The following is a 22,639-nucleotide window of genomic DNA, read 5'->3' on the forward strand; positions in this document are numbered from 1 at the left end:
CCCTGCTGAGTCCGCGCGGCTGCGGCGCGCCTCTTTTCCCTTAGTAGGCCTTCACGCGTTGCTCGACGATGAGGTGGATCAGGGCGAAGACGCCGTCCTGGTCGATGGCGGCGAACGCGGCATCAAGTGCGGCCGGAATCTCAGTGTCCTCAGTGACAGTGATGCCAAGACCGCCGAAGGCCCTGGCCATCAGGCCGAAGTCGGGATTCTTCAGCTGGGTGCCGGAGACGCGCGACGGATAGTGCCGCTCCTGGTGGGTTCGGATGGTGCCGTATTCCTGGTTGTCCATCACCACCACCAGGGGAGTGGCGCCGTACTGGGCAGCGGTGGCCAGCTCCTGCCCGTTCATCAGGAACTCCCCGTCGCCGGCGATGGTGACCACCCGGCGTGCGGGATCGGCCAGGGAAGCCGCGATGGCCGACGGCACTGAGTACCCCATGGAGCCGTTGCGGGCGCTGATCATGGAAGCGTAGCGGCGGGTGGGGAAGTAGCGGTGGGCCCAGTTGGTGTGTTCGCCTGCGCCGAAGGTCACCATGGCATCCTCGGGCAGCCTTGGCACAAGGTTCGCCATCAGGGTGTCCATCCTGGCCTGCCCCGCTGCCGGTGCGGCCGGGGGCAGCGCGGCGAACTCCTCCTGCTCGCCCCGCATCCGCGCCGTCCATGCCTTCCACTCTTCCTTCACCGGCAGGTCAATGCCGGCCAGGTCCCGCACAAAGGCCTCGGGCTTGGCCAGGATCTGCCGCGACACCGGACCCGACCGGCCGCGAAGCGAGGGGTCCACAGTGACCAGGAAGTTCTTTTTGTTCCAGTCCTGCCGGCAAACGAAGCCGTCTGTGATGACGTCCCCCGGGACTGTTCCCACGAATACCAGCAGGTCGGTTTCTTCAAGCAGGTCGTAGGTGGGCCGGGGCCGGCCGTAGCCAATGGGGCCCACGTAGGACGGTGAATCGAAGGACACCGTTCCCTGCGTCCGCCATTCAGCTGCTGCCGGTATCTGGTGGCGTTCCAGCCAGCCGGTGAGCTGGTCCGCTGCTGCCTGGGTCCAGTCATTGCCCCCGGTGACGAACAGCGGCTTGCTGGATTCTGCCAGTGCCGCCTGGAGTGCGGCTGCGTCCGTGCTGCTCATGCCGCCGGCTGCCACAGGAATGGCGGGATGCAGCGCGGGGTCGATCTGCTGGCGGATGATGTCCTCCGGCAGGCCCACTACCACCGGGCCGGGCCGTCCGCTCATGGCGGCAAATACCGCCTCGGCCACAATTTCGGACGCCCGCTCCGCATGGTCCAGGACCATCACGCGCTTGGCGCCGGTGTCGAACCAGGCTTTGATGTCGAACTCCTGGAATGCCTCGCGGTCCCGGTGGGCGAAGGGGATCAGGCCCACAAACAGCAGCATGGGAGTGGAGTCCTGCCATGCCGTGTGCAGGCCCACGTGGGCGTTGGCGGCACCGGGGCCGCGGGTCACCATGGCCACTCCGGGGCGCTGGTTCATCTTGCCGTCGGCTTCGGCCATGTAGGCGGCACCGCCCTCATGCCTGCAGACAATGGTTTCGATATCAGAGGCGTGCAGGCCATCCAGCACGTCCAGGAAGCTCTCGCCCGGCACCACATACGTGCGTTCCACGCCATGGGCCGCCAGCGAGTCAACAATGACGTGCCCCGCGGACCTGGTTGCTGGTTGGGGCTTCTGCGTATGGTTCGCCTGCGGGTTGTCCTGCTGGGAAAGTTCGACGGCGGCGGGCCGGGTGTGTGATGCGGTCAGGGTTGCTGCGGGTTCCGTTGTCATGGTCTTTCTTTGTTGTTCGGGCGTGCGTGGCGGTTGTTATCGGGAATACCTGATGGGTGTCCGGTTGGCGATGACCGGGGAGAGGCCGGTGTGGCCTTCGCGGGTTTCGGCGATTTCGTGGATGCGTTTGCGGCAGGCGTACCAGCCGAAGACCATGAGGACGGAGGCGATGGCGGTGACGAGCATGGTGAGGGGGGATTCGATGAACACCATGACCAGCACGCCGATGAGGAAGAGGAGGGAGAGGTAGCCGGTGTAGGGGGCGCCGAACATCCGGAAGGACGGGCGGGCCAGCCAGCCTTTGTCGGCCCAGCGTTTGAGCTGGATTTGGCAGAGGACGATGGTGGCCCAGGTCATGATGATGCCGACGGAGGCGACGTTGAGGACGATTTCGAAGGCCTCGGCCGGGACGAGGTAGTTCAGCGGGACGCCCAGGAGGGACACGCCGGCGGTGATGGCGATGCCGCCGTAGGGGACGCCGGCTTTGTTCATGCGGGAGGCGAATTTTGGTGCGGAGCCGTTGACGGACATGGAGCGGAGGATCCGGCCGGTGGAGTAGAGCCCGGCGTTCAGGGAGGACAGGGCGGCGGTGAGGACGACGAGGTTCATGATGACGTCCACGCCCTGGATGCCGATGGAGCCGAAGAAGGTCACGAAGGGGCTGACGCCTTTGACGTAGGAGGTGTAGGGCAGGAGCAGGGCCAGGAGGATGACGGAGCCGACGTAGAACACGGCGATGCGGAAGACCACGGAGTTGATGGCTTTGGGCATGATCTTTTCGGGGTTTTCGGTTTCGCCGGCGGCGGTGCCGACCAGTTCGATGGAGGCGTAGGCGAACAGGACGCCCTGCATGAGGATGATCATGGGCAGCAGGCCGTTGGGGAAGATCCCGCCGTTGTCGGTCAGGAGGCTGATACCGACCGGTTGGCCGTCCACGGGGGTGCCGAAGATGACGAAGTAGGTGCCGGCGATGAGGAAGATGACCAGGGCGGCGACCTTGATCAGGGCGAACCAGAATTCCATTTCGCCGAAGACCTTGACCGAGACGAGGTTCAGGGCGAGGACGACGACGAGGGCGGTCAGGGCCCAGGCCCACTGCGGGACGTCGGCCATCCAGGGGATGTAGTTGCCGAAGAAGTGCATGTAGAGGGCCGCGGCGGTGATGTCCACGATGGTGGTGGTGGCCCAGTTGATCCAGTAGAACCAGCCGGAGACGAACGCGGCTTTTTCGCCGAAGAATTCGCGGGCGTAGGAGACGAAGGAGCCTGAGGAGGGGCGGTGGAGGACGAGTTCGCCCAGGGCGCGGAGGATCAGGAACGCGAAGAATCCGCAGACGGCGTAGGCGATGACCAGGGACGGTCCGGCGGCGTTGAGCCGGCCGCCGGCGCCCAGGAACAGGCCGGTGCCGATCGCACCGCCGATCGCGATCATCTGGATCTGCCGGGGCTTGAGGTTCTTGTGGTAGCCCTTGTCCTCCGCGTGCAGGGAAGTCTCGGACGCGTGCGCGTGCCCGCCGTCAATTTGGTCTGCTGCAACCTCGTCATTGGGGTTGTTGGGCATGGTTGATCCTTTCGATCCGGGGAAGATCTAACTGGGGTTGGGGGAAGTTGGGGATTCGGGAAATCCGGCAGCTTTAGAAGACGGACCAGCCGGTGCGGTCGGAAAGGTCAGCGAGCGCGGCAGTTCCTGCAACGGAATTACCTTTGGCGTCCAGCCGGGGGCTCCAGACGCAAATGGCGCACTCACCGGGCACAATGACCAGGATGCCGCCGCCCACACCGCTTTTACCGGGAAGGCCCACCCGGTACGCGAACTCTCCGGCGGCGTCGTACATGCCGCACGTCAGCATGATGGAACCGACGCGTTTGGCAGCGCTGGGCGACAGGACGGGGCCCAGCCTTCCGTGGCCTTCCCGGGCCAGGAAGAGCCCGGCTTTGGCGAGTTCAACGCAAGTCATCATGATGGAGCATTGGCGGACGTAGTTTTCCACCACTGATTCCGCCGGGCGCTTCAGGTTGCCAAAATCCTTGAGGAAGTGTGCCAGAGCCAGGTTCCGGCTGCTGCCCGAAAGCTCGCTGGACGCTGCCGCCTCATCGACGTACAACCCGCTGCTGCCCGCTTGTTCGGTCAGGAACCGCAAAACCCGAGTGGCGGCGTCGGACGTTTCTTCCATGAGGTGGTCCGTGACCACCAGGGCGCCGGCGTTGATGAAGGGGTTCCGCGGGATCCCGTGTTCCACCTCCAGCTGGACCAGCGAGTTGAACGCGGTCCCGGAGGGTTCACGGAGGACGCGGGTCCACAGTGTTCCCGCGGTGTCGCCTTGGAGCGCCATGGCCAGCGTGAACACCTTGGAAATGCTCTGGATGGAGAAGGGGATGTCGGCGTCACCGGAACTGAAGACCTGGCCTGACGTGGTGGCAACGGCTATCCCGAACTTGTCGAAGGGGACTTTTGCCAGGAACGGGATGTTCGCCGGCACGGACCCGGTTTCCCGCTGCGGCCGGTGGCTGCCGACGAGGTCGTCGAGGAGGGGACCGAGTGGTGGTGCCTCGAGTGTTGTGGTCATTTCCCGTCCGATTGTTGTATGGATGTTCCGGCCCGTTCCTGGATATGGAGCAAGGCCACCAGCGAGTCGCGGGGGTTGCCGAAGTCCAGGCCGGTCACCCTGGATGCCTTGCTGATCCGGTAGTAGACCGTGTTCTTGTGCAGCTTCATCCGCTGGGCGCATTCGGCAACGTCAAGGGAAGATTCGAAGTAAATCCGCAGGGTTTCCGCGAGCTCAGCGTCCTCCTGCAGGAGGATCGAGAGGCCGCGGTGCCGGAAGGTCGAGGATGAGAAATTCTGGACTGCCTCGCGGAAGAGGATCTCTCCTTCGAAGTCGTCGACGGTGGCCACGGAGGTTTGCGACGACCTGCCCAGGCAGCTCAGGAGTGCTTCGGTGATGCGGGTGATGGAGTGGATGGACAGCAGGTCCGGGACTACCGGGCCTACGGCCGCAAACGGGGTAATGCCCAGGTGCTTGCGCGCATCCCGGGCGATGGATTCGGCCAGTCCACGGAGTCCCGGCTCTGCTGCTGCGGACTGCAGGCCGGGGACGATCACGGCGGTGTCCCCTTTGAATTGCCCCACGATTGCCGAGGCTTTGTAGGCGGCGGCATGGATGGAAGCCAGGTTGGCAAGCTCGCCATGCTTCAGCGCGGCGTCGTCGGCCTGTGCTTCGACGTCGGAAATTCCGATCAGGATCAGCGCGGCCGGGCGGTCTGCGGGAATCTTTTCGCTGTGCGCGCTGGCTGCGGCCTCGGCCGGGCCGGAGAGGATCCGGGCAATGCGGTCTTCGCGCATGTGCACGGACTGCTGGTTGCGGTAACGGATCAGCTCGGCTGAGGTGCGGGCGGCCGAACCTTTCAACACGTGGTCAACGTCGGGGCCGAAGCCGTCGCCGGTTTCCTGCAGCCAGATGTAGCCCATGATCCGGTCCCCGGCGAAGAGGGTGATGGCCACCCGTTCCCGCAGCCCGTCCTGGGGCCTGGCCGGTACGCGCACCGGGAGCCGTGTTCCGTGGAGTTCGCGGTAGGCGCCCAGGTCCTTCAACAGCAGCTCGTATTTCCGTGGACCCCGGCGGGCCAGAATGGAGGCTTTCCGAAGCTCGTCAATGTCGTTGGAGACGGTGGAGTAGGCCAGGACCTTGTTGGCAGCGTCCTCGATCACCACATGGCTCGACGTGAGCCGGGCCGTGGTTTGCGCGACGGCAAAGAGATCTTCTTCCAGTAGGGTGAGGACTTCACTCTGGTAGCTGCGCGGTTGGATCCTGTCCTTGGCGATGGACAACAGGCGGTCCCAGTCGGCGGCCGGGTTCACGAGGAGCAGGCCGGTCCCGGCGCCGCGGAGCAGCTCTTCGGCCTCGGAGAGCTCGTCGCGGCTGCCTTTAACTGCGACCACGGGCGGCGGGTTCTGCAGGAGCCGCCGCAACGCGGGCAAAGCCGACCTCCCGCGGACGCCTATCAACAGGACAAAGGCGCCGTCGCCGTCGGGCGTCTCATCCTCAGCATCGGCGATAAGGAAGCGTTCGATCGTGGAACCGTTCGCCGGCCGGAGGATCAGGCTTGCGAACCCCAGGGGGAGATCCGAGAGGATGTCGTCCACCGTCACGGCAGTCATGGGTTCCTTCTGGGTAGATCGGGCCGGACGGCTCTGTCCGGTCAGATCATGGTATCCAGCCTTGATTCCGCAAAATTTGTGAGGGAACCCCAATTCGATGGCGGTTTTTCGGGTCGTTGTCCAAGCCGGGAAGCTGGATCATCCCCTATGCCACCGGCGCCGGTGGCATAGGGGAGCCGATTGAATGAGTGAGCGTCAGCGCCAGAACTCCGCGAGCTGGCCTGCAAGGGCTTTGCCCTGCTCGAAGCCTGCCCGGGCGGCGCGCGGACGCAGCGAAAAATCCATCGCGTTGGCACCAAACATGTGCTCCGCGCTACTGTCCGGGAAGATCGTCTCCACTTTGCTGCCGTAGGCCCGCAGCTCGTCGACCTGCGCCGCGAGCTGTACGCCCCAATCCAGCGGCGCCAGTGATCTCCCACCGAACGGGGACAGCACCAGCACCCTCCCGTAGCCGGCTGCCAGATCCGCATTCTCGGCATTGGAGCGGTAGCCGCCGTCGATATATTTGTTGTCCCCGATCCTGTAGGGGAGCCCGCTTGAGCAGCTGGCGGCTACGGCGTCCGCCAGGTCGATTCCGCTGCAGCGGTCGAATACTGCCGGTTGGCCGGTACGGGCGTCGACCGCCGTGATGAGCACTGTCCGCTGCGGCCAGTCTTGGTTGGGCAGCCGCGACGCGACGGTGGCGCGCCACTGTGTTTGCCAGGAGCCGTCCGACGCCGCCTCCATGTCCAGTGCCGCTGCGCCCATTCTCCGGCGCATGTCAGCCGCATCCTCGGAGGAGGCGATGATTTTGTTGATCCTTTCCAGATGGTCCACCACCGGCTTGGTGCGCACGCCTCCGCGGTCGGATCCAACTGGAACGGGCCGCTGTTGGGGCGCAGCGGCAAGGATGGCGGCCAGCAGCTCCGTTGGTGTTGCGCCGGCTATCTGGGCTGCGGCGGTGGAGCCGGCCGACGTTCCGATGGTGAGGTCGGCTGTGGTGACGTCCAGCCCGGCGTCGTAGAGCCCGGCCACGACGCCGATCAGCCAGGCATTGCCTGTCGAGCCGCCGCCTCCGAGGACCAGCGCCCGTCCGCACGCGGCGTGCGCCTGCTTTGCGGCGTCCGCCCGCGGCTGATCCTGGCCGGAGCCCGGCGGCTCGGAGGCCGTCGTCGAAATGGAGTGCAGGGGTGAAGAAGATGATGAGTTCATGGGAGTCGCCTTTCGCGAATTGCCTGTCGCGGCGCTCCCGGTCGCGACTAGTTCTGTCGCGCGATCGTGGACTGCAGGGGAGCGCCCATTGCGGGTACTGCGTTCATGGGACTCACCTCCTGCCGATAGGTCACGATCACCCGAAAAGTACCACGCCGACGAAGGGTGCACAACGGCATCCTGCCGGGGCCGCCATGCGGCGATAAAATGTGGGCACGTCATGCGCGTCATCACGCAAAGGTCTCGGCGGCTTTTCTGCGGTGATCGGAGCAAATCATGAGGACCAGGCCAGCCCGCCTTGAGCACGTGGCCGGATTCAACATTGACGTCGTGGCTGCGGCTGCGGACCGGAACCCTGACATGCTCCGGCTTGAGAACCTCGACACGGACCTTCGGCCGCCCGCACCTGCCATTGCGGCGTCACGCGCCGCCGTCGGCCTCGACTCCGCCAATTCGTACCTGCCGTTCACCGGCCAGCTGGCTGCGAAGAAGGCGATCGCCAGCCGGGTTGCTGCACGGAGCGGTATCAACTATGACCCCGAAACGGAGGTCGTGGTCACAGCGAGCGACGGCGACTGCCTCCTGGACGCGCTCCTGGCACTCAGCGATCCCGGCGACGAAGTCATCCTCACGGATCCCACCTACGCAGGCATGCTCAACCGTGTACGCCTGGCCGGTGGCGTGCCGCGGCTGGTCCCCATGGCGGTTCGGGACGGCGAATGGCGCATGGATCTCGATGCCCTGCGGAGGTCCGTCTCACCGCGCACGCGGGCCGTCTTCCTGCAGAACCCGTCTTTCCCTTCCGGCTACGTCCTCAGTCACGAAGAATGGTCCGCTGTCACATCCCTCTGCATCGAGAATGACCTGTGGCTGCTGTACTGGTCGTATATGGAGGGCATCCTGTACGACGGGCGGAAGGTGATCAGCCCGGCGTCGTTTCCGGGGATGCGGGAGCGGACAGTGATCATGGGAACTGCGTCGGTGGAGCAGCGGATGATCGGGTGGCGGGTTGGATGGATCGTGGCGCCTGCCGCCGTCATGCCCGACCTTTCAGTGGTGCATATCTACAACGGCATCACTGCGGGTGGAATTGCGCAGGCAGGACTGATCGCAGCGCTTGAGGCGGCCGACGACGGCCTGGCCGAATGCGTCCTTGAATGGCAGCATCGCCGAGACGCCGTCACTGCTGCCCTTGAGGGCTATGCAATGGTCCCGGCGGCCGGTGGCTGGTCCCAGATCGTGGATACGGTGCAGCACGGCGTGGAGCCGGCGGACGTTTCGCGGTCCCTGCTGCAGCACGGCGTCGCGGCGACAGCCATGACGGGCTGGGGCGGGGAAATCGCGAACCGTCACCTCCGTCTGGTTTTCAGCAATGAGCCGGTGGAACGGCTGGAGCTGCTGGGTGACAGGTTCCGCGCCGCAATGACCGACCTCGGCGCCCGCGTCTAAGCAGATCAGGGTCAAAGGTGCCGTCCATGTCTGCTGGGGGACATGGCAGAAGGCCCCTGTTTCCTTGTAAACAAGGGAACAGGGGCCTTCTTATTTGGCGGTGACGGTGGGATTTGAACCCTGCCTGCAGCCCGCGTCAATGCGGCAAAAGTCGCGGAATATAGCGGATTTTCATGGCCTGAGATAGCGCAATTTAACGCCTCTTCCGGGGTCAGTGTTGCCAAGATGTTGCCACGGAATCTGCCACACGTTATGGCATTCTGCTGACACAGGGTTAGATAAGGGCAATGGGGAGAATCTGGGGGACATTGGCGGTTGCCGCTTTGGCGTTGACGAGTTGCGGGACAGCGGCGTCGGATGCCACGCCAGCGCAAAGTTCGGGGCCACCTGCGGCGGCGGCATCACCGGCGCCCACGGCCAAAGCGAAAATCGGCGAGTCCGTCTGCAAGGACGTTGCAGGCGACTCCGCATCAAAAACCGTCGACCTGGACCAAGTGCGGCTGCTCAGTGACGGCAGCCTCATGTTCGTGACCTTCACGACGGCCGCTAACGTTCCCACCACCGGCACCGTTCTCTACTCCGTGACCGCCTGGTCCTCGGAGGGGAAGACCGGCTACCAGCTTGGCTCCAAGTTCCAGAACGGCAAGGAAATCGCCAACTTTGTCTACAACCTCACGACGAACAAACAGGAGAACATCACCAACGGGGCCGTCGCCGCCGACAAGACGGTCAGCACCCGGTACCCGCTGGCCAAGCTCGCTGGACTGGGGGACACGTTCGGATGGTCCGGGACCGTGACGGTGGACGGCACGGACGTCGACCGCTGCCCTGACGGAAATGCGAAGACTCAGTTCCCCAGCAGCTAACCACCAGCGATTCCAACCTGGAAGGACGGGAAGGATAGCCTTTGAACACGCCGATGCTTCCACTCGCTCTCCAAGGTTTCCGCGAAGCGCACGCACGGCACGCGAGCCTTCGCCTGACCGGCGATCCCACGAGTTTGTATGTCTCGGCGGCTGAATGCGTCTACTGGGCCGCGACCATTGACGAGCAAATCCGGGGGCGGAAGGGCTACATGAAGTTCAAGGCCAACCACCCCTGCGGCCAGTTGCTGCCCGGAGTGCGATATGTGCGGAACGCCAAGACCCATAGCCTGCCGATGACCATGCAGAAGATCGCAGGCAAGATCTACCCCATCGTGTATCCGCTGCCGGGCTTTGAGGTCGTTTGGCTTCCCCTTGATTCTTTGCCAAGGCCCAAAGCAAACCAACACACGCAAGAGCAAGCCGATTCCTACGCCCAGCTCATGGCGGGACAACCCACACGGCTGACTTTCCAGCGCCTAGCCGAGGGCTTCGCGTACTTGGAGACGGTTGAAGGCTCTCCGTTATCGGCGCTCATTCCTCCCACGTAGACGTGCAACGGCCCGTCTACATGGCGGGGACGGACCGTTGCCTCGTGTCGGACATTCCTCCGCCGCCATGACCCTGGACATCTACGCCGACCTCTTCGACGAGGACCTGGACGCTGTTGCCGACGCCCTCGATGCTGTGGTTTCACAGATGAGTGTTGCCAAAGTGTTGCCACGGGAACAAGAAAGGCCCGTAATTCCGCGAAAACTAGCGGAATTACGGGCCTTCTTATTTGGCGGTGACGGTGGGATTTGAACCCACGTTGGCTTTTACACCAAACAACATTTCGAGTGTTGCACCTTCGGCCGCTCGGACACGTCACCAACCTCAATAGGGTACCGGAGCGAGACGCCCATTCCCAAAACGGGACGGATGGCAGAGGACCCTATCCGATCTTCAGTCTTGCTCATGTTGCCTTTGCTGCTGGATTTTGACGGCTGTGAAGTGCCGCCGGCGCACCCATCACATATGTCTGGTGTGGCTGGCTATGTGGTTGAAAGAGCCGCCAAAAAAAGTTTGAAGAAATTTTGCAAGGGCTGGTTCAGGGACCCTGTTTTGTCAGACCCCCTCACGATGATGGAGGTATGGAAAAGAACCCGGCGGTGGTGCAGGCGGAGGAAGCGGTTGAGGCTGCTGTTGCTGCGTTCATGGCTGCGCTGGCGGGTAGTGAATCTGCCGGTTCCGGTGCTGCAGGCGCTGGTTCTGGCGAGCTGGATGATGATCCGGTGCAGCGGGTTGCTGATAGGGCGTTGGATGTTCTTGCCGTGGTGCGGCGGTCTGAAGCGAAAATCGCGGCGGTGAAGGCGGAGGCGGTGGCGGTGTTTGCTGCGGCCACTGCGGTTTTGAATGGTGCGGCTTCGTCGCCACAGGAGGCTACGGCGCAGGACCGGTCCCTGGTGGCTGAGGTCGGGTGTGTGCTGGCGATCGGCGACCGGGCCGCGGGGGCGCTGCTGGCCGAATCGCATGCTTTGACCACGTCGCTGCCGCGGTGCCTGGCGGCGCTGCAGTCCGGGACGATGTCCTGGGCGCATGCACGGACGATGGTGGAGCAGACCGCGAGCCTTGACCGGGCGGCAGCTGCCATCATGGAGGCGCATTTCCTGGACGCGGACGCGCCGGACGCGGCTCGCGGGTGCCCGGTGGGGGAGATGCCGGCGTACCGGTTCAAGGCCAAGGCCCGGGGATGGCGGGAACGCCACCACCCGGAGAGCCTGGAGAAGCGGCATGCCAAGGGTGTGGCGGACCGGCGGGTGGAGTTCTGGCCGGACAGTGACGGGATGGCCTGGGTCGCCGGGTACCTGCCCGCGGCCCAGGCCTCCGCGATCCGCAACCGGCTCAGCGCGATCGCCCGGGGGATGCAGGGCCCGAACGAGCCCCGCACCATGCCCGAGTTGTGCGCCGACATCTTCTCCGACGGACTCCTGAACAGCGGGGCCGGGATCAACCCTGGAAACAGTTCCAAAAGCGGCGAGCCACACAGTCCCGACGGCGGGGAGGGACCAGCGTCCGGTCCGTCTTCGTCGGGGATTCGGGCGCAGGTGCTGGTGACCGTGCCCGTGTTCTCGCTGATGGGTCTGACGGAGGAGCCGGCGGTGCTGGACGGGTTCGGTCCGATCCCGCCGTCGATGGCACGCAAACTCCTCGCTGAAGGTGCTGATTCGTTTTACCGCGTGCTGGTTGACCCCAGGGACGGGGCGCCGCTGGAAATCGGACGCACCAGCTACCGGGTGGGCAAGGCGATGCGGAACTGGCTCAGGTTGCGGGACGGCAAATGCCCGTTCCCGGGCTGCAACAACAGCTCCCTGGACAACGACGCAGACCACATCCTCGCCTGGCATCAGGGCGGCACCACCGGGGTATCGAACCTGGGACAGCCCTGCCCGAAACACCACAAGCTCCGGCACACCAGCGGCTGGAAACCCACCCCCGCCACCAAAACGGAACCACCCGGCTGGACCTCACCCACCGGACGGCACTACAAAAGCGAACACCAGGACTGGGAACCACCACACTGGCCAGACTCCGCCGTGCCCGAGAGCATCCGCGCCTTTGATGATCTCCTGGAATTGTGGCCATCGCCCGATGACCCTTCCGAGCTGTCGCTCCCGCACGGAGACGTTCCTGATGGTTGGGCTCCGGCGGACGATTCGTCTCTTCAGGACCTATTCCCGCATGACGAGGTTCCCGAAGACACCTTTGCTGACTGGTTCGTGCCAGGATACCGCCAGCCCGAGGACCCACTTCCAGAAGAGCTCTGGCGGGAGGCGCCGTTCGACGCAAACGCCGGCATCACTTGATGAAGCCCCTGATGACAGATGGAGACTGAGCGTGACGTGGGGGATCGATCGTGCCGCGGGAAACCTTTGTGGTGCCGATAGAACCTGCCGTGCGGATCAGTCTGACGGTGGGGGTCAAGCTTGCCGGACAGATGAAGTGCCGCAGCGCGCCAAGAACCGCTCCCCAACTTTCCTCAGCGCACGCGGGCCGCTAGATTCATCAGCAAGATGACTAATTCACGTGCGCCAATTCATGCAACGGCTTACTGGACCACAGCCCGGGAGCACGGCGAGCTCCGGCCCGAGGAACTGCCCCTGCCCGGCAAGGGTGAGGCCCTGGTTCGCACCCTGTACTCCGGCATCAGCAAAGGGACCGAGATGGTGGTCCACCACGGCTCGGTTCCGCCCCGGGTTGCCGAAGAGATGCGGGCCCCGCACCAGGAGGGACACTTCCCGGGCCCGGTGAAGTTCGGCTACCTTTCCGTAGGCGTTGTGGAACAGGGACCGGCGGAGTGGATAGGCCAGCGCGTGTTCTGCCTGAACCCGCATCAGGACCGGTACGTGGTGGAGTTGGCTGGGCTGACCAGAATTCCGGATGACGTACCTTCTCCGCGTGCAGTTCTCACCGGGACCGTGGAAACAGCGGTCAATGCGCTCTGGGAGGCCGGCCCGCGCCTTGGTGATCGCGTCGCCGTTGTTGGTGCTGGCCTCGTTGGCGGCATGGTTGCCACCCTGCTGAGGACCTTCCCGCTGCAGCGCCTTCAACTCGTGGACCTGGATCCGGGACGGAAACAGCTGGCGGACACCGTGGGTGTTGAGTTCAGCCACCCGGATGACGCCCTCGCCGATTGCGACATCGTGTTTCACTGTTCGGCTTCGCAGGAGGGGCTGGAGCGCAGCTTGCAGCTCGTCGGCGATGAGGGAGACGTTATTGAGATGTCGTGGTACGCCAACCGGGAGGTCACGCTGCCGCTGGGTGAGGACTTCCACGCCCGCCGCCTGTCCATCAGGGCCAGTCAGGTAGGGGTAGTGGCGCGGGCGCGGCGGCATCGCAGGACCAACGCCGACCGCCTGGACCTGGCCGTGTCGCTCCTGGCGGATCCGGTGTTCGATGCGTTCCTGACCGGATCCTCACCGTTCTCCGCACTGCCGCACGTGGTGCAGGAACTGGCAGACGGCAGCCTGGACGCACTGTGCCACGTCATTGAGTATCCCCAGGACGAAAACTCCCAGGAATCCAACCCCCAAAACCAGAGCCGCAAAGCAGCCCCCGAAGACCAGAGGTAGCCAAATGTTCAGCCTGACCGTCCGCCGCCATTTTATGATCGCCCACAGCCTTCCCCGGGAGGCTTTCGGCCCGGCCCAGGCCCTGCACGGGGCCACGTTTGTCGCGGAGGTCGCGTTCCGCCGTCGGACCCTCAATGACAACGCGATTGTCCTGGACATCGGCGCCGCGGGAACCATCATCGAGGAGGTGTTGGCCGGCCTGAACTACCGCAACCTGGACGAACACCCGGATTTCGAAGGCAAGCTCAGCACCACCGAGGCGCTGGCGGAGTACATTGCACGGTCCGTGGCGGAAAAGGTGAAGGATGACCACGACGGCGGCCACTTGGCCGGTATCGACGTCACCTTGCGGGAGAACCCCGACGCCTGGGCAACATACTCGTTGGACCTTACCGCCGCCTGATCCATGCGCCACCTTCGGCTGCTTGTGCCCGCCAACATCCGCCATAACTCCGGCGGCAATGCCTACAACGCGCAGCTGGTGGCGGGACTGCGGGCTTTGGGTGCCGAAGTGGAAGTGCTTCCCGTCGAAGGTTCCTGGCCGGAGTCCACTGCAAAAGAACGACGGCGGCTGGGCAGCCTCATCGGCGCCTGGGGACCGGAAGCGGGACCAGAGGCCGCAGTGGCCATGGTGGACGGGCTCGTCGCCGTGGCCGTCCCCGACGAGCTGGAATTTGCGGCAAAGGCGGGGCAGGAAACGTGGGTGCTGGTCCACATGCCCGTGCCTGAAGAGTCGGGTGCCGAATCCTTGGAACGCGAGGCCCGGGCCCTTCGCGCGGCAGCGGGAGTGATCTGCACCAGCAGTTGGGCGGCCGACATCCTGGCAGCACGGCACGGGCTGCGGGGGCTTCGCGTCGCCCTGCCCGGGACTGACAGCGCGCGGCTGGCGCAAGGCTCGGCTCCGCCGCACATCCTTACCGTGGCCGCGCTCCTGCCGAACAAGGAGCAGGTGCTTGTGGTCGAAGCTTTGGCCCGCATCCAGGAACTCGCATGGTCGGCATCGCTGGTTGGATCAGACGAGGCGGACCCCGAATATGCAGGGCTTGTGCGCGCAGCTGTGGCCGCCCACGGGCTGGAAGGCCGGGTGCGCATAACCGGTGAACTGAAGGGCCAGGCTCTCGAAGACGAGTGGAACCGCGCAGACCTCAGCGTTCTGGTTTCCAGGGCTGAGGCCTTCGGCATGGTGGTCACGGAATCGCTGGCACACGGGATTCCGGTGGCGGTGCGGGCAGGGACCGGCGCTGTCGAGGCCCTGAGCTTTGCAGCACCGGACAAAGGCAACAGCGGACGGCTGCCCGGAACGGCAGTGCATTTTGCGGGAAGTGATGACCCGGAAAACCCCGCCTTGCTGGCTGGGGTGCTGCGGGACTGGCTGCAGGACGGCGGCACCAGGGACACGTGGCGGGCGGCAGCCCTACAAACAAGGAACAGACTGCCGGGGTGGGACCAGACGGCCGCGCTTGTGCTCGACGCAGTATCCAAACCCGCAAGCTCTAAGGACCCGGCGCAGGAGTGATAACAGCGGGATGCCCGTGCCCGCACAGGAAGACAAGAGCAGCACGCACTCAGTAACAGCGTGCGGAAAGCCAGCCCGACAAACAGCAGAGGCCTAAATCTGCGTGCGGTGCCCCATAAAAAAGTCCCGCAGCAGCCCGCCGCATTCGGCTTCGCGCACCCCGGCGTAAACCTCAACCCAGTGATTGAGCCGCCGCTCACGGAGGACGTCGAACACCGAGCCCGCGGCGCCGGCCTTCTCGTCCCAGGCCCCAAAAATTACGCGGGGGATCCTCGCCAGGACTATCGCGCCGGCACACATGGCGCATGGTTCCAGCGTCACCACCAAGGTACAGTCCGCCAGCCGCCAGCCGTCTCCGCTGCCGCCCTCGGCCATCCGCGTCTCCCGCAGCCGGGCAGCCGCCTCTCGGATGGCAACCACCTCGGCATGGGCGGTAGGGTCTCCCAGTTCCTCGCGCTGGTTCCGTCCCGAACCCAGCACGCCGCCGTCGGGCCCGATCACGACGGCGCCGATCGGCACATCCTCGGTCATCAGGGCACGGCGTGCCTCCGCCAGGGCAAGGCCCATCCACGCATCTTGATCCTTTTCTGCGGAGACCATGGCTCAATGATAGTTTCGAAGGATACCTTGAGCCCGTGACGTACATCCGCCGGGAGGCATAATGAGCTCCGTCCGAGACCGCGTGGACCTGTGGATCAAGCCTTATGCCGCGCTGTGGCTGACCATGATCATCGGCGGGGCAGTGGTTCTCACCCTGGCCCTGCTGGGCGCCGAGGTGTATTCCAACGTGGTGGATGACGAAGGGCTGGCCAACCTGGATATTCCTGCCCTGGAATACTCACAAACCCTGCGGAGTCCGGACGTGGATGCCTTCGTCACCGGGTTCACCAACGTGGGCGGCGGAATCGGAATGCCCATCTTCGCCAGTATCCTCACCGCGTGGCTGACATTCCTGAGCCGGACCTGGCGCCCCATCGTCCTGGTGGGCGGTGCAGCGCTGGTTTCCACCCTCGCCACGACGCTCGGCAAGCGGCTGGTAGGCAGGACCCGTCCCGACCACTCAGAAGCAGTCCCGCCGTACGAGTCAACGCCATCCTTCCCGAGCGGCCACACCCTGAATACCACCGTGGTGATTGGTGTCCTGGTCTACATCACGTGCCTGCAGTTCCAGATCCTCTGGGCCAGGATCACGGCCATCACCGCCGGCGTCATCTTCATCATCGCGATGGGATTGAGCCGCGTCTTCCTGGGGCACCACTGGCTCACAGACGTGATGGCCGGGTGGTTCCTCGGGCTCGCCTGGGTGTGCATGGTGATCCTGGCCCACCGGCTGTTCCATCTCATCCGGAGGCGGGAGCACGCCGGGCCGGCCCCCACGTTCGAGCATCCCGTCATCCGCGAGGACCATACCGGCGAGACCCAGCAGGGCACGGACACTAGGGCAGGGTACGACGGCGGCACCTCAGGAAGGAGCGACGGCGGCACCTCAGGAAGGAGCGACGGCGGCACCTCAGGAAGGAGCGACGGCGGCACCTCAGGAAGGAGCGACGGCGGCACCTCAGGAAGGAGCGACGGCGGCACCTCCCGGTCCGGCACAGGCGGTTGACGGGCAGGCAAGTGCCCAACAACCGGGTGATAGTTTTGACCCATGCGCACTCTCGTTGTGGACCACCCCCTGGTCGCCCATAAGCTCACCGTCCTCCGGGACAAAAACACTCCGTCCCCGGTCTTCCGGCAGTTGACGGAAGAGCTGGTCACCCTGCTCGCTTATGAGGCCACCCGCGAGGTCCGCACCGAACCCGTCACCATCGAAACTCCGGTCAGCACCACCGTGGGTACCGCATTCACCAAGCCCACACCGCTGGTGGTCCCCATCCTGCGGGCCGGGCTGGGCATGCTCGAGGGCATGACCAAACTCGTTCCCACCGCGGAGGTCGGCTTTCTTGGCATGGCCCGGGACGAGGAGACCCTGGACATCATCACCTACGCCGAACGCCTTCCGGAGAACCTCACGGACCGGCAGATCTTCGTCCTGGACCCGATGCTGGCCACCGGCGGGACCCTGCGCGAAGCCATCAAGTTCCTCTTCAAGCGCGGCGCCTCCGACGTGACCTGCATCTGCCTCCTGGCCGCCCCGGAAGGCCTGGCCAAGCTGGAGGAAGAACTGTCCGGCGCGAACGTCACCATCGTCCTGGCTTCCATCGACGAAAAGCTGAACGAGAAGTCGTACATCGTTCCCGGCCTCGGGGACGCCGGCGACAGGCTTTACGGCATCGCAGGGTAGCGCTCAAGCCTTTTCCATTCCGCGTCCCGCCGCTAGCCTGTGCGGATGGACTGGAAACTGGAACTTGTGTTTGTCCCTGTGTCGGACGTGGACCGCGCCAAGGATTTCTACGTCAACAAGGTGGGATTCAATGCGGACTTCGATGAGCGTCCCTCTGACTCCATCCGCTTTGTCCAGCTGACGCCCCGCGGCTCAGCCTGCTCGATCTGCATCGGGGAAGGGCTCACGGACGCGCCTCCCGGCACCGGTTCGAATCTCCAGCTGGTGGTCAGCGACATCCACGCCGCGCACCAGTACCTGAAAAACAACGGGGTGGACGTCAGCGACGTGGACGTGCAGGCCTGGGGCCACTTCGTGTACTTTGCTGATCCCGACGGGAACAGATGGGCGGTCCAGTACATCCCGGGCCGCGAAAGCTGACCCACAGCGGGCCAGTACGGCTCAGGGGCGGCCTCCGGGATCCACGGCCTAAGCTGGGACCCCCGGAGCCTGGGGCAGAATGTAAACCATGGATGCTTCCACCCCTGCAGCAAATCGGACACTGACTTGCGGGGCCGTCCTCTTTGACATGGACGGCACCCTGGTCGATTCCACTGCAGTGGTGGAGCAGGTGTGGGGTGAGTTCGCGGCGCGCTACGGACTGGACCTCGGGGAAATTCTGCGGACCTCGCACGGCGTCCAGGCGCGCGATACAGTCACCCGGTTTGCGCCGGCCGGTGCCGACGTGACGGCCCTGACGGCGGAACTCGGGGCGATGGAGCGCGTCCGGACTCAAGGCATCGTGCCCTTGCCCGGCGCCGCGAGCCTGCTCGCAGCCCTGCCGCCGGACGCCGTCGCCCTGGTCACGTCCGCTGACCGCATCCTGGCCGACATCCGCATGAACGCCGCCGGCCTGCCGATGCCTGCCATTGCAGTGACAGCTGAACTGGTGACGCGCGGCAAGCCGGATCCCGAGGGATACCTGAAGGCGGCGGCCAACCTTGGCGTGGATCCTGCGGACGCAGTGGTGTTCGAAGACGCTCCGGCGGGAATCGCTGCAGGGGTGGCCGCTTGCATCCGGACGGTGGCCGTGGGGCCGAACACCGGCCCGCTGCCCGCCGGCGTGCTGCACATCCAGGACTACAGCGCAGTCGTCGTCGAAACCGGCAAGGACGACGACGGCAGGACGGTTATTTCTTTCCGGCTTTGAGGTCCGCCACTACCTTGGCAATGCGGCGCGACCGGGTTTCGGGCGTCTTGGCATCGCCCAGCGGCTCAACGTACCGGCGCTGGGCGCTGAAGCTCAGCGTCGCGTAGAACTTTTGGGCTGCCGGTTCGGCGGCCATCGCTGTCGCGAGGTCCTCGGGAACTTCCACAATCCGGGGTTGGGTTTCCAGTTCCACGTCCACGTCCACGGTGTCGCCAGCGGCTGCCCCGACGAAGTCCCGGTTGGCTGCGCTCAGCGAGATGAGGTTCTGCCCGCCCATCACCGCAATGCTGCTGCGATAGCTCTTGCCGTTGATGGTCACCACCACAGGCGGCGCTTGCCCGCATCCAAGGCCGCAAGAACCTCTTCGGGAACTTCGATGCCGGTCTTGTTTCCGCTGCCCTGGATGGTGGTGGTGAACCTCATGGATGACAGTATGCCGGGCAGCCCGCCGCTCCAAAAGGTTTTGTGTGCTCAGTACCAGTTGTTGGACAGGTGGAAGTTCAGGGCGCCACAAGGTGACTGGTAGCGCTCCTGGATGTAATTCAGGCCCCAGTTGATCTGCGTGCGGTAGTTGGTGAGATAGTCCGGGCCGGCGCTCGCCATCTTTTCAGCAGGCAGGGACTGGACGATGCCGTAGGCGCCGCTGCTTGAGTTGGTGGCCGTGGTGGTCCAGTCGGACTCCTTGGTCCACAGGGTCTGCAGGCACTGCATCTGGTCCGGAGCCCAGCCGTAGCTGGCAAGCTGGCCAGCGGCGTAAGCCTGGGCGCCGGCGGGGTCGTTGACCGCGACGACGAGTGCCGGCTCAGGAGCGGCGGTAGGCGCCGGGGCGGGCTCGGGAGCCGGGGCCGGTGCTGCTTCGGGGACGGGGACTGGTGCCGGTTCAGGGGCTGCCGCCGGTGCCGGCTCTGCCGCCTGCGGGGCCACTGCAATCTCCTCGGCCGCCGGGGCAGGCGCCGGGTTGGCCCGGATTTCGCTCTTCTCAATGCTGAGGTTGGACTGCGCTTCAGCGGCCTTGGTTTCGGTGGCAGCGACCCGGATGCTGGATTCGGTAGCCTGTCCGGCCGCTCCCACTCCTACGAGGAGTGCAGCGGATGCGGCAAGTACAGCCGCGCGCTTGCCGATGAAGGGGATTTTGCCGGCTTCGCGTCCGGCGTGCGGTGCAGACCCGGATTTCGGGCGCGGTTTAACCAGGAATTTGGACATGATGAATCGCCTCTCACACCTGCGGAGTTAGCTGTCGGGTTCGGATGAGGGCATCCGGCCACACGGAAAGAATCACGTGTTGGCTTAACCCCAAGGGCAATAGTGCCCGGGACGGTGGGTCCCCCGCCTCTGCCTTGGTTCAAGAGAAATCCGGGAAGTGGCAGAGCTTGGCGTCATCCGGATATACGGCCCGAACGGGAACCGTACCTAAACGACGGTACAGGAATTCGGAGCACAAGTCACATTTTGGTAACAGAGATCACGACGGCGGCGCGTCGCCTTGCTACGCCTGCGGAAGTGGGAGTTGCAGGGCGAACTGCGTGCGTCCCGGCTGTGACGTCACCGTTACCCTTCCGCCGTGCGCCTCAACAATGGATTCCACGATGGAGAGGCCCAGACCGCTGGTACCTTCGGCAACGGAGGCTCCAGCCTGGTCTCCCGCTCCCTTTCGTGCCGCGTCTGCGCGGGCGAAGCGTGAGAAGACATGGTCCACGAACTCGGCAGGGATGCCGCCGCCGTCGTCCGTTACGGTTACTACCGCCGCCCCTTCAGGTGACTTTCCAACCCCTGTGACCACTGTGGTCCCCGGGGGAGTGTGCTTGCGTGCGTTCGAGAGCAGGTTCATCAGGACCTGGCGCAGCTGGGAGGCGTCGCCGTTGACCACGACGGGCTCGTCCGGAAGCTCCAGCCGCCAGTTATGGCCCGGCGCCATCACCTTTTCGTCGCTGACTCCCTCAATCACCAGTTGCGTAAGGTCCACCTCGGTGAGCTTGAGCGGCTGGCCCTCATCGAGCCGGGCCAGCAGCAGCAGGTCTTCCACCAGGGCGGTCATCCGCTCAGACTGGCTCTGCACGCGGGCCAACGATTTTTCGCCGTCGGGAGTGAAATTCTCCGTCATCCGCATCAGCTCCGTGTAGCCCCGGATGGCGGTCAGGGGAGTGCGCAGCTCGTGCGAGGCGTCGGCCACAAACTGCCGCACCTTGGTTTCGCTCCTCTGCCGCGCCTGCAGCGCGTTGGCCACGTTGTCCAGCATGAGGTTGAGCGCGTGGCCTACGCTGCCCACTTCCGTTCCCGGATTTGAGTTCGACGGCGGCACCCGCACCGCAAGTGCCACTTCACCGGCGTCCAACGGCAGCTGTGAAACGCGGGTTGCCACCTCTGACAGCTGCTCCAGGGGCTTCATGGTGCGGCGGATCAGCACCGTTCCCACCAGCCCGATGAGCAGCAGGCCGCCCAAGGAGACGAACACAAAAGTCCACACCAGGGACGTAAGCGTGCTCTCCTTGGTGGCGAGGGGGAGTCCGGTCACCAGCACATCCCCGTAATTCGTTTTCACGGCTATCAACCGGTAATCACCGTTGGAGAGGGTGCGGTCCACCGGCTGCGCGTCCGTGGCAAGGTCCAGCAGCGCCTGCTTGTCCTCGGCGGACAGCGGCGAGCGGGTGGTGTCCGAGGCGAGGAAGCCGGCGCTGTTGACCTGCCCGTTGAGCACGCGGGCGTTCAGGGTTCCCACGCTCTGGCCACGGGCGTCCAGCGGGTCCCTTCCATTGAAGCCGCCCATGGGCGGGCGGCCCGGATCGTTCGACCGGTCCGCGGCCTGGCTGAGCTGTTCGTCGAGCTGCCGGGTGAGGAAGGCGTCCATCGAGGCATAGCTGGCCACGCCCACTGCACCGCAGATGGCGATCAGCAGAGTCATGGCAAGGAGGATGAGGCGGGTCCGCAAATGCCAGGTATTGGGCTTGAGCCAGCTCCGGCGGTGCGGCGCAGCCTGTTGCGAGGCCATGGTGCGCCTACTCGGCAGGCTTGATGACGTATCCGGCCCCGCGCACGGTGTGGATCATGGGCGGGTGCACGGCATCCACCTTCTTGCGCAGGTAGGAGATGTACAGCTCCACGATGTTGGCCTGGCCGCCGAAGTCGTAGTCCCAGACGCGGTCCAGGATCTGCGCCTTGCTGATTACCCGCTTGGGGTTCTCCATGAGGTAGCGGAGCAATTCGAACTGGGTAGCCGTGAGCTGGAGTTCCTCGCCCGCCCGGGTCACCTCGCGGGTATCGACGTTCAGGACCAGGTCACCCACCACCAGCTCAGCCGTATCCATGGCGGCCACCCCCGATCGCTGGACCAGGCGGTGCAGCCGCAGGAGGACTTCCTCCATGCTGAACGGCTTGGTGACGTAATCGTCGCCGCCGGCCGCCAGGCCCACGATCCGGTCCTGCACAGCGTCCTTGGCTGTCAGGAACAACGCCGGGACCTCGGGCGCGAAGGCGCGGATCCTTCCCAGCAGCTCAACGCCGTCGAACCCGGGCAGCATGACGTCGAGAACCAGGACGTCCGGGCGGAAGTCCTTGGCGAGCTTCACAGCCTCCGGCCCGTCGGCCGCTACGGCGACAGACCAGCCGGCCATCCGCAGGCCCATGCTCATGAGTTCTGAGAGGCTTGGCTCGTCGTCCACCACCAGGGCGCGGATGGGGGATCCGTCCGGGTGGGTGAGCTGGGGAAGGTTGTTTGTCATGGAGTGCGGTGTGGCCATGGAACAACTCTCCGATCACTCGTTTAGCCCGGGCTTTGGGATTCCTGTGTCCCGGCTGTGAGTCCCAGCCGAGCCAGCTGGATGCGAAAAGCGGATGTGGCGCAAGGCAGCGGGTGCGGCGGAGGGAAAGCCTAGCGCCCTTCCTGCCCCCGCTGCTGCTCATCGGGTGCAAAACCGGGGCTGAATTCTCGCTGTGACGTCGGCGTGCCGCTGGACAGCGACGCACTCCGGGAAGGGGATTTTGGTATTCCACACGCATTTGAAGAAAAAGACGCAAAGCAAGCCCCTGGCCGAATTAAGTTCCCTTTGCGGGCTTTCTGGGCCCCAGAAGCAGGATAATGAACGCCGTTCTGGCCGCAC

General features: G+C 64.9%; 23 protein-coding genes, 1 tRNA gene and 1 riboswitch. Of the genes, 12 read left to right on the plus strand and 12 right to left on the minus strand.

Features of this window, described 5'->3' with window-relative positions; genetic code table 11:
• Positions 1–40 precede the first annotated feature (40 nt).
• The 5 genes from QFZ36_RS16545 to QFZ36_RS16565 form a co-directional block, all read right to left on the minus strand.
• On the minus strand, positions 41–1,783 hold the full coding sequence (locus QFZ36_RS16545; RefSeq protein WP_306638045.1) for a thiamine pyrophosphate-dependent enzyme: 1,743 nt from the start codon (positions 1,781–1,783) through the stop codon (positions 41–43).
• 36 nt (positions 1,784–1,819) lie between these two features.
• A complete protein-coding gene (locus QFZ36_RS16550) occupies positions 1,820–3,343 on the minus strand; it encodes an amino acid permease (protein ID WP_306638046.1) in 1,524 nt (507 codons plus the stop codon).
• A gap of 73 nt (positions 3,344–3,416) precedes the next feature.
• On the minus strand, positions 3,417–4,349 hold the full coding sequence (locus QFZ36_RS16555) for a glutaminase (RefSeq protein ID WP_306638047.1): 933 nt from the start codon (positions 4,347–4,349) through the stop codon (positions 3,417–3,419).
• Positions 4,346–5,941, minus strand: coding sequence for a PucR family transcriptional regulator (locus QFZ36_RS16560; RefSeq protein ID WP_306638048.1), 1,596 nt, complete (start codon positions 5,939–5,941; stop codon positions 4,346–4,348). Before QFZ36_RS16560 ends, QFZ36_RS16555 begins: the two co-directional genes overlap by 4 nt.
• A 195-nt stretch (positions 5,942–6,136) precedes the next feature.
• Complete coding sequence (locus QFZ36_RS16565) at positions 6,137–7,132, minus strand: patatin-like phospholipase family protein (protein WP_306638049.1); 996 nt, start codon at positions 7,130–7,132, stop codon at positions 6,137–6,139.
• Between the two features lie 276 nt (positions 7,133–7,408).
• Between QFZ36_RS16565 and QFZ36_RS16570 the strand changes: the two genes are divergently transcribed.
• Complete coding sequence (locus tag QFZ36_RS16570; protein ID WP_306638050.1) at positions 7,409–8,581, plus strand: pyridoxal phosphate-dependent aminotransferase; 1,173 nt, start codon at positions 7,409–7,411, stop codon at positions 8,579–8,581.
• A gap of 274 nt (positions 8,582–8,855) precedes the next feature.
• Here QFZ36_RS16570 and QFZ36_RS16575 read toward each other — a convergent pair whose 3' ends face one another.
• Positions 8,856–9,104 (minus strand): hypothetical protein, encoded by a 249-nt coding sequence (locus QFZ36_RS16575; protein ID WP_306638051.1) that lies wholly within the window; start codon positions 9,102–9,104, stop codon positions 8,856–8,858.
• 4 nt (positions 9,105–9,108) lie between these two features.
• Here QFZ36_RS16575 and QFZ36_RS16580 point away from each other — a divergent pair, with 4 nt between their 5' ends.
• The 3 genes from QFZ36_RS16580 to QFZ36_RS16590 all read left to right on the plus strand — a co-directional run bounded on the left by QFZ36_RS16580 (position 9,109) and on the right by QFZ36_RS16590 (position 10,248).
• Complete coding sequence (locus QFZ36_RS16580) at positions 9,109–9,447, plus strand: hypothetical protein (protein WP_306638052.1); 339 nt, start codon at positions 9,109–9,111, stop codon at positions 9,445–9,447.
• Between the two features lie 41 nt (positions 9,448–9,488).
• A complete protein-coding gene (locus QFZ36_RS16585) occupies positions 9,489–9,995 on the plus strand; it encodes a hypothetical protein (protein WP_306638053.1) in 507 nt (168 codons plus the stop codon).
• Between the two features lie 67 nt (positions 9,996–10,062).
• Positions 10,063–10,248, plus strand: coding sequence for a hypothetical protein (locus QFZ36_RS16590; RefSeq protein ID WP_306638054.1), 186 nt, complete (start codon positions 10,063–10,065; stop codon positions 10,246–10,248).
• Here QFZ36_RS16590 and QFZ36_RS16595 read toward each other — a convergent pair.
• A tRNA-Ser gene (locus QFZ36_RS16595) sits at positions 10,227–10,316 on the minus strand. The two genes, QFZ36_RS16590 and QFZ36_RS16595, sit on opposite strands and share 22 nt — an antisense overlap.
• A gap of 261 nt (positions 10,317–10,577) precedes the next feature.
• Between QFZ36_RS16595 and QFZ36_RS16600 the strand changes: the two genes are divergently transcribed.
• The 4 genes from QFZ36_RS16600 to QFZ36_RS16615 all read left to right on the plus strand — a co-directional run bounded on the left by QFZ36_RS16600 (position 10,578) and on the right by QFZ36_RS16615 (position 15,072).
• On the plus strand, positions 10,578–12,290 hold the full coding sequence (locus tag QFZ36_RS16600) for an HNH endonuclease signature motif containing protein (protein WP_306638055.1): 1,713 nt from the start codon (positions 10,578–10,580) through the stop codon (positions 12,288–12,290).
• A gap of 207 nt (positions 12,291–12,497) precedes the next feature.
• On the plus strand, positions 12,498–13,556 hold the full coding sequence (locus tag QFZ36_RS16605; protein ID WP_306638056.1) for a zinc-dependent alcohol dehydrogenase: 1,059 nt from the start codon (positions 12,498–12,500) through the stop codon (positions 13,554–13,556).
• 4 nt (positions 13,557–13,560) lie between these two features.
• Complete coding sequence (locus tag QFZ36_RS16610) at positions 13,561–13,959, plus strand: 6-pyruvoyl trahydropterin synthase family protein (protein ID WP_306638057.1); 399 nt, start codon at positions 13,561–13,563, stop codon at positions 13,957–13,959.
• 24 nt (positions 13,960–13,983) lie between these two features.
• Positions 13,984–15,072, plus strand: coding sequence for a glycosyltransferase family 4 protein (locus QFZ36_RS16615; RefSeq protein ID WP_306638058.1), 1,089 nt, complete (start codon positions 13,984–13,986; stop codon positions 15,070–15,072).
• Between the two features lie 93 nt (positions 15,073–15,165).
• On the opposite strand, the gene QFZ36_RS16620 is transcribed toward QFZ36_RS16615, so the two are convergent.
• A complete protein-coding gene (locus tag QFZ36_RS16620) occupies positions 15,166–15,672 on the minus strand; it encodes a nucleoside deaminase (protein WP_306638059.1) in 507 nt (168 codons plus the stop codon).
• Positions 15,673–15,733: 61 nt separating this feature from the next.
• Between QFZ36_RS16620 and QFZ36_RS16625 the strand changes: the two genes are divergently transcribed.
• The 4 genes from QFZ36_RS16625 (at position 15,734) to QFZ36_RS16640 (ending at position 18,545) form a co-directional block, all read left to right on the plus strand.
• Positions 15,734–16,678 (plus strand): phosphatase PAP2 family protein, encoded by a 945-nt coding sequence (locus tag QFZ36_RS16625; protein ID WP_306638060.1) that lies wholly within the window; start codon positions 15,734–15,736, stop codon positions 16,676–16,678.
• A 42-nt stretch (positions 16,679–16,720) separates the two neighbouring features.
• A complete protein-coding gene (gene upp / locus QFZ36_RS16630) occupies positions 16,721–17,356 on the plus strand; it encodes a uracil phosphoribosyltransferase (protein ID WP_079598319.1) in 636 nt (211 codons plus the stop codon).
• 45 nt (positions 17,357–17,401) lie between these two features.
• Positions 17,402–17,776 carry a glyoxalase superfamily protein gene (locus QFZ36_RS16635; RefSeq protein WP_306638061.1) on the plus strand — a complete coding sequence of 125 codons (375 nt, stop codon included), beginning with the start codon at positions 17,402–17,404 and terminating at the stop codon, positions 17,774–17,776.
• 88 nt (positions 17,777–17,864) lie between these two features.
• Entirely contained in the window at positions 17,865–18,545 is a 681-nt protein-coding gene (locus QFZ36_RS16640; RefSeq protein ID WP_306638062.1) for an HAD-IA family hydrolase, read from the plus strand.
• Here the strand turns inward: QFZ36_RS16640 and QFZ36_RS16645 are convergent.
• The 4 genes from QFZ36_RS16645 to QFZ36_RS16660 all read right to left on the minus strand — a co-directional run bounded on the left by QFZ36_RS16645 (position 18,526) and on the right by QFZ36_RS16660 (position 22,279).
• Positions 18,526–18,864: a YdeI/OmpD-associated family protein gene (locus QFZ36_RS16645; protein WP_306638064.1), complete on the minus strand. Its 339-nt coding sequence runs from the start codon at positions 18,862–18,864 to the stop codon at positions 18,526–18,528. The genes QFZ36_RS16640 and QFZ36_RS16645 overlap by 20 nt on opposite strands.
• Positions 18,865–19,016: 152 nt before the next feature.
• A complete protein-coding gene (locus QFZ36_RS16650) occupies positions 19,017–19,748 on the minus strand; it encodes a hypothetical protein (RefSeq protein WP_306638066.1) in 732 nt (243 codons plus the stop codon).
• Positions 19,749–19,753: 5 nt separating this feature from the next.
• Positions 19,754–19,898, minus strand: a riboswitch (cyclic di-AMP (ydaO/yuaA leader).
• A gap of 133 nt (positions 19,899–20,031) precedes the next feature.
• Entirely contained in the window at positions 20,032–21,531 is a 1,500-nt protein-coding gene (locus QFZ36_RS16655; protein ID WP_306638068.1) for a HAMP domain-containing sensor histidine kinase, read from the minus strand.
• 7 nt (positions 21,532–21,538) lie between these two features.
• Positions 21,539–22,279: a response regulator transcription factor gene (locus QFZ36_RS16660; RefSeq protein WP_306638069.1), complete on the minus strand. Its 741-nt coding sequence runs from the start codon at positions 22,277–22,279 to the stop codon at positions 21,539–21,541.
• Positions 22,280–22,639: the final 360 nt, after the last annotated feature.

Source organism: Pseudarthrobacter siccitolerans (assembly GCF_030823375.1).
Lineage (GTDB): Bacteria > Actinomycetota > Actinomycetes > Actinomycetales > Micrococcaceae > Arthrobacter > Arthrobacter siccitolerans_A.

Excerpts from the sequence above, each read along its gene's own strand:
- QFZ36_RS16545 (WP_306638045.1), bottom strand. The coding sequence starts at position 1,783 with ATGACAACGGAACCCGCAGCAACCCTGACCGCATCACACACCCGGCCC.
- QFZ36_RS16550 (WP_306638046.1), bottom strand. The coding sequence starts at position 3,343 with ATGCCCAACAACCCCAATGACGAGGTTGCAGCAGACCAAATTGACGGC.
- QFZ36_RS16555 (WP_306638047.1), bottom strand. The coding sequence starts at position 4,349 with ATGACCACAACACTCGAGGCACCACCACTCGGTCCCCTCCTCGACGAC.
- QFZ36_RS16560 (WP_306638048.1), bottom strand. The coding sequence starts at position 5,941 with ATGACTGCCGTGACGGTGGACGACATCCTCTCGGATCTCCCCCTGGGG.
- QFZ36_RS16565 (WP_306638049.1), bottom strand. The coding sequence starts at position 7,132 with ATGAACTCATCATCTTCTTCACCCCTGCACTCCATTTCGACGACGGCC.
- QFZ36_RS16570 (WP_306638050.1), top strand. The coding sequence starts at position 7,409 with ATGAGGACCAGGCCAGCCCGCCTTGAGCACGTGGCCGGATTCAACATT.
- QFZ36_RS16575 (WP_306638051.1), bottom strand. The coding sequence starts at position 9,104 with ATGAGGCTGCCGTCACTGAGCAGCCGCACTTGGTCCAGGTCGACGGTT.
- QFZ36_RS16590 (WP_306638054.1), top strand. The coding sequence starts at position 10,063 with ATGACCCTGGACATCTACGCCGACCTCTTCGACGAGGACCTGGACGCT.
- QFZ36_RS16600 (WP_306638055.1), top strand. The coding sequence starts at position 10,578 with ATGGAAAAGAACCCGGCGGTGGTGCAGGCGGAGGAAGCGGTTGAGGCT.
- QFZ36_RS16605 (WP_306638056.1), top strand. The coding sequence starts at position 12,498 with ATGACTAATTCACGTGCGCCAATTCATGCAACGGCTTACTGGACCACA.
- QFZ36_RS16610 (WP_306638057.1), top strand. The coding sequence starts at position 13,561 with ATGTTCAGCCTGACCGTCCGCCGCCATTTTATGATCGCCCACAGCCTT.
- QFZ36_RS16620 (WP_306638059.1), bottom strand. The coding sequence starts at position 15,672 with ATGGTCTCCGCAGAAAAGGATCAAGATGCGTGGATGGGCCTTGCCCTG.
- QFZ36_RS16625 (WP_306638060.1), top strand. The coding sequence starts at position 15,734 with ATGAGCTCCGTCCGAGACCGCGTGGACCTGTGGATCAAGCCTTATGCC.
- upp (WP_079598319.1), top strand. The coding sequence starts at position 16,721 with ATGCGCACTCTCGTTGTGGACCACCCCCTGGTCGCCCATAAGCTCACC.
- QFZ36_RS16635 (WP_306638061.1), top strand. The coding sequence starts at position 17,402 with ATGGACTGGAAACTGGAACTTGTGTTTGTCCCTGTGTCGGACGTGGAC.
- QFZ36_RS16640 (WP_306638062.1), top strand. The coding sequence starts at position 17,865 with ATGGATGCTTCCACCCCTGCAGCAAATCGGACACTGACTTGCGGGGCC.
- QFZ36_RS16650 (WP_306638066.1), bottom strand. The coding sequence starts at position 19,748 with ATGTCCAAATTCCTGGTTAAACCGCGCCCGAAATCCGGGTCTGCACCG.
- QFZ36_RS16655 (WP_306638068.1), bottom strand. The coding sequence starts at position 21,531 with ATGGCCTCGCAACAGGCTGCGCCGCACCGCCGGAGCTGGCTCAAGCCC.
- QFZ36_RS16660 (WP_306638069.1), bottom strand. The coding sequence starts at position 22,279 with ATGGCCACACCGCACTCCATGACAAACAACCTTCCCCAGCTCACCCAC.